The organism is Okeania sp. SIO2F4 (assembly GCF_010672385.1).
Classification (GTDB): Bacteria; Cyanobacteriota; Cyanobacteriia; order Cyanobacteriales; family Microcoleaceae; genus Trichodesmium.
Map to the genome: position 1 here is coordinate 1 of NZ_JAAHGT010000667.1, position 5487 is coordinate 5487.

At 33.7% G+C, this 5487-nt stretch carries 6 protein-coding genes; 2 read left to right on the forward strand and 4 right to left on the reverse strand.

All coding sequences use genetic code 11. The annotated features are described in order from the left end of the window. A partial coding sequence (locus F6K22_RS30040) for a sensor histidine kinase (RefSeq protein ID WP_293106627.1) occupies window positions 1–269 on the forward strand: 269 nt, incomplete at its 5' end. Between the two features lie 72 nt (window positions 270–341). Here F6K22_RS30040 and F6K22_RS30045 read toward each other — a convergent pair. The 4 genes from F6K22_RS30045 to F6K22_RS30060 form a co-directional block, all read right to left on the reverse strand. After that, a complete protein-coding gene (locus tag F6K22_RS30045) occupies window positions 342–482 on the reverse strand; it encodes a hypothetical protein (RefSeq protein ID WP_293106630.1) in 141 nt (46 codons plus the stop codon). A gap of 254 nt (window positions 483–736) precedes the next feature. After that, window positions 737–1246 (reverse strand): hypothetical protein, encoded by a 510-nt coding sequence (locus tag F6K22_RS30050; RefSeq protein ID WP_293106633.1) that lies wholly within the window; start codon window positions 1244–1246, stop codon window positions 737–739. Window positions 1247–1251: 5 nt separating this feature from the next. Beyond that, window positions 1252–1569, reverse strand: coding sequence for a hypothetical protein (locus F6K22_RS30055; protein ID WP_293106636.1), 318 nt, complete (start codon window positions 1567–1569; stop codon window positions 1252–1254). Window positions 1570–1878: 309 nt separating this feature from the next. Then, the gene (locus F6K22_RS30060) at window positions 1879–3138 is read right to left on the reverse strand and encodes a hypothetical protein (RefSeq protein WP_293106639.1); all 1260 of its coding nucleotides are present in this window, start codon (window positions 3136–3138) and stop codon (window positions 1879–1881) included. 698 nt (window positions 3139–3836) lie between these two features. Here F6K22_RS30060 and F6K22_RS30065 point away from each other — a divergent pair. Next, window positions 3837–5333 carry a CIA30 family protein gene (locus tag F6K22_RS30065; protein WP_293106642.1) on the forward strand — a complete coding sequence of 499 codons (1497 nt, stop codon included), beginning with the start codon at window positions 3837–3839 and terminating at the stop codon, window positions 5331–5333. Window positions 5334–5487 lie beyond the last annotated feature (154 nt).

The window sequence follows — 5487 nt, forward strand, 5'->3', positions numbered from 1 at the left end:
TAGAGGAAATTCCCACAATAAAAATTCAAACAGAAGTCAGAGAAAAAAGATTTGTTACTATTAGCATTTCTGATAATGGTACGGGTATGACAGAAGAAGTACGGCAACAAATATTCGATCCTTTTTTTACCACAAAACCTGTAGGTAAGGGTACTGGTATTGGGTTAGCAATTAGTTATCAAATTGTGGTAGAAAAACATGGCGGTCGTATCTTTTGTAATTCTCAATTGGCAGAGGGAAGTGAATTTATAATCGAGATTCTTATTTAATAGAATACTCGGAAATTTAAGACTCTATAAATTGACTAGAAAAAATTTCTTGGAGATTTTCTATAAAGCTATTTAATAATTTTTATCAATAATCTTACCTGAAGCAGTGAGGCAATTAAAAAAACACCTTTTGATCTGTCGATTTAAGATAACTCCTATTTTAAAAATTTGCGATCGCTGTTTTTCTATCCATTCTAAAATCTGACTAGACATTTGAGTTGCTCAATATCCCACCCTATCCCATTGAGAAAAAGTTTCTATGGGTAGTAAATTTGGATGTGTAATATCTGGATAAAAGCAATGGTCAGCTCACAAACCTGCTCGTACTAGAGCTATATCATTTGTGGCAAAAAGGAAAAATGGTGCGACCCCGCAGTTAGTGACGCACCTGACTTAGATTTGCAGATTATAACTTTGATATCTGTTTTACAGTAAATACTCAAATTACCAAAAACTTGAGGTAACTACTATTGACTAGACTGAATACTTACAGGTGAATTATTTCCTGTATTATCACAATTGGTAATTGTCAATTTATTATTTTCTACTCTGATCAAAAAATTATCAGCAGCATAGTTTTGACTTGGATTTTGAGTTTTATAGTCAACAGGATTACTTCCTAATAGAACTAATCCCCTAGAGGAATTATAAAGCTGCATGGTTTGATAGACAAATCTCTGACCTCCATCATTCAAATCAGGAGCTTTAACTAGCATTTCACCTGATTTTCCCTGCATTCTAAGTGTCGCTTCATGAATAAATCCACCACCACTCCACTTCAAGCTCCAGTCTCCATCTATATTAAATTTGCCAGGATCAATTAGTGATTTCTGAGAGCCACAAATAACTGTAGTAGCAGTACGAACAGGACCAGTAGAAATCGGTGGCGTTGATTGATCTATGTGTTTTGATATTACTCCTGAAGCAATTATTATTCCAGCAGTTCCAATGACAAATTTAAGAGGAAATTGTTGCATTTTGATTACCTTCCTTTAATAACTAAACATCTAGCAATAATATCGTTAACAGCTTGCTTTTCTCGGCTAAGTACCGCGATTATATTGTCGCTTATGAAGACTAAAAATGCTTGTAAAAATATCAAAACAACTACGACACTGTAGCCTGATTCAGAAGTATTTGTAGTATCTACTATAACAGGATAATATAGAAAACCAAGTAAAATATACAAGAAGAAAACTCGGAAAAACTCTTCTTGTTTATCTGGTAATCCATAAACAATTAAATCAACAATAATACTGGCCATAAGTAGGATACTTATGTCTAGAGAATCTGCAGTCATTCTTTTGTAAAATCCAGCATATTTTAGTTGAGGCTGAGGTGTAGCTACCCCTCCCGTTTTAGAACTATTTTCACTGTTATCAATTATTGCTTGTATTTGTCTCTCTATATCCTCAATTTGTTTCTCAAAATATGAGATTTTTTCTTTACATTTTTCAATTCTAGCTTCTAGCTCAATCTTGTTTTCTATACTAAATACAATAATTAGTTATTGCTCAAACTTTATACGTCTTATTTCCCAGGCATTCTTAATTTTTTCTAGTTGTCGTTTTTTGTCCTCTAAAATTATTATTTTTTCCGATGACATTTTCTATCTCCTCAGCAAGTTAGAAATACCTTTCCAGGTTTTATACATAACTCCCTCTGTATCCATCTCTAACTCGTAAGATACAATTGCTGGAATCAAAGGTAAAGCAGCCTTTAATTTAGCTGCTGCTGATTTATCTAAATCATCTAACTTAGCTCGAATATCTTGCAATAGTAAAAGCAATTTATGAGGATATTCAGTATTTGGAATATATTCTATAGATTCAACTGCTTGTTCTATTTGAAGTAATTTAGGTTGAGCTTCATGATCAGAGATAATAATAGCTTCCATATCTTTCTGAGGGTAAAGCGCCCAATATTCGGCTTCATATCGACATATTCTCGGAAGAATCTCTTGTTTAATTGTCGTCTCTAATTCAAACTTCTTTTCTTCACTAGAAGAAATATTGAGTGCTTTTTCAAACCTATAAAGTTTTTCATTTAACGTTTTTAGGTGTTTAACGACAACATTAAATCTTTGATTTATGAATCTATATATAGTACCTTTCTCTTCGTCTATTTGTCTATCTATATCCTCAATTTGTTTCTGAAAAACTAAGATTTCCTTTTCACATTTTTTAATTTCTGCTTCACATATTTTAATTTCTTTATGTGCCTCAAATTTACGAAATACATTGTTAGTAATAGTGAAGTCTTTCTCATAACCTACTTTTCGTTCTTCCCAATTGTTTTTACTCTTTTCCCAATCATCCTTAATTTTTTCTAGTTGTCGTTTTTTGTCCTCTAAAATCCTGATTTTTTCCGATGACATTTCTGATCTCTTCAGCAAGTTAGAAATACCTTTCCAAGTTTTATACATAACTCCCTCTGTATCCATCTCTAACTCGTAAGATACAATTGGTGGAATTAAAGGTACAGCAACCTTTAATTGAGCTGCTGCTGGTTTATCTAAATCATTTAACTTAGCTCGAATATCTTGCAATAGTAAAAGCAATTCATCAGGATATTCAGTATTTGGAATATGTTCTATAGATTCAACTGCTTGTTCTATTTGAAGTAATTTAGGTTGAGCTTCATCATCAGAGATAATAATAGCTTCCATATATTTCTGAGGGTAAAGCTCCCAATATTCAGCTTCATATCGACATATTCTTGGAAGAATCTCTTCTTTAATTGTCGTCTCTAATTCAAACTTCTTTTCTTCACTATCAGTAATAATGAGTCTACGTTCAAACCTATCAAGTTTTTCATTTAAAGTTTTTAGGTGTTTAACGACAGCATTAAATCTTTGGTTATTGTTCATTTTTTGCCTCTATATCTATAGCTAAATACTTAATTTCCTAAAATTTTGAATTATGAAAGTCCAGGAATTATATAACCAGTACAAAATTCTGGAAATTTTAGAAACTTTACTTTTTCAAGTGGTTTACCTTTTCAAGTGGTTTACCTTAAAATTTAACCCCTGTGATAACTCCTTATTAACAATTTCAAATATTTTCAGTTAAAACTAACTATTATAAAAATTTGTACAACCTATTTAGGATTGCTATAGGTAAAGCTTATGTAGCAATCTTATTTTATTTCTAGATAAAAATCCTACCGGTTTCCGGGAATAGGCAATGGGCAATAGAAAATATTTGAGAATTTTTCGGTAAAAATAAACCTTCCCAATAATCCCAAACTAGAACCAATTAATATTTATAGTTGATGTAAAAAATGTAGATATTATTGCTTTTACTATGATTGATAATGGAAGTAAAATAATTTCATAATCTCAGGTTTTACCAGGATTAGTAATAGGTATTTTCAAAGATGCTTTACAACAGAGTCGGAGTATCAATCTTTCTTCCTGACTCTATACGGACTCCCTTATGCAACTTCCCTACCACTCCTTCCTCCTCCCTATTTGTATAAAATCAAAAATTAATTTTTCTAAGGCAATTATGCAATTTTTCTTAATATATCTTAATATATATAAAAGGAAAATTTAAGGATGTTACCATGACTGACAACCAAAAATCTCAATGGAAAGCGAGTAGACTGTTTCAGACCCTATCTTACTTCGGGGTAGTTCCTTTTATCGGTAGTGTTAAATGGTTACAAAAATTATTCGGTGAAAAAACACCTAAAGCAACAAATACATCAGAAGTAGTATTAGTAGTAGGTGCTAATGGTGGAGTTGGTAAACGAGTTGTACCTAGACTCCTAAAACGCGGTTATCAAGTACGATCGCTCGTTCGAGATGCTAAAAAAGCTCAAAAAGTTCTCGGTAAGAATGTGGAAATAGTAACCGCCGACATTACCAAACCAGAAACCCTCACTCCTGAGATATTCAAAGACGTTAGCAAAATTATCTGTTGTACAGGTACGCGAGTACAACCCGTAGAAGGAGACAACCCAAACCGGGAAAAATATTATCAAGGCATCAAATTTTTCATGCCAGAAGTTGTGGAAGACCCCCAACTCGTCGAATACGAAGGTATGAAAAATTTAGTAGCAGCAGCAAAACCACAACTACAACCAAGCAACAAAAAAATCATCTTTGACTTCACAAACGCCACCCAAGACCTCAAACAAACCTGGGGTGCATTAGATGATGTTGTCATGGGTGGAGTCAGCGAAAGTTCTATTCGTCTCACAGACAGCGGCGCTCTTTTCTCCGGTAATGTATCCACAGAAAACTCCGGCGGTTTTGTATCTGTGCGTACCCGCAACTTCGACCCCCCAATGAATTTATTGGGATCTACTGGTATCGAACTTCGGGTCAAAGGAGATGGTAAACGTTATAAATTTTTCCTGCGCTGCGAAGACAAATGGGATGGGGTTGGTTATAGCTATTCTTTTGACACCGTTTACAATATCTGGACAACTATTCGCATTCCATTTAAAGATTTAACTCCAGTATTTCGTGCCAAAGTTGTGGAAAATGCTCAACCATTTAATCCCAGTCAAATTTATTCCTGTCAATTAATGTTGAGTAAATTTGAATATAACCGAGAACTTAATCCTAAATTTGCACCAGGATTTTTTGAGTTAGAAGTTGAGTCTATTAAAGCTTATGGTAGCGACCAATTACCTAAATTTGTTCTAGTTAGTTCAGCGGGTGTAACTCGTCCGGGGCGACCAGGTTTAAACTTAGATGAACAACCTCCAGCAGTGAAGTTTAATGACCAATTAAAAGGTTTATTAAATTGGAAATTAAAAGGAGAAGAAGTTGTTCGTTCCAGTGGGATTCCTTATACAGTAATTCGACCTTGTGCGATGACTGAACAACCAGGTGATCAAGCTTTAATATTTGACCAAGGAGATAATATTAAAGGTGTTGTTAGTCGGGATGATATTGCCGAACTTTGTGTCAAAGTTTTAGAAGAAAATAAGGCTTGGAATACAACTTTTGAAGCAAAAGGAGATAAAGAAAATCAAGCAACTGCGGAAAATTGGGAGAGATTATTTAACAGTTTAGAATCGGATAAAAAAAAATTAACCGTGACAGTTTAAAAGGTGTTTCCTAACGGAATGCTCCGCAAACAGCAATTGTTGCAGTTAGCATTTTCTCATAGAAAACTCCGTAAACAGCTTAGATTTATACTGAAACAGAGAGAAATGCAATAGTAGGGTGTGCAATGTACACTCTACTTAAATCTATATAGTA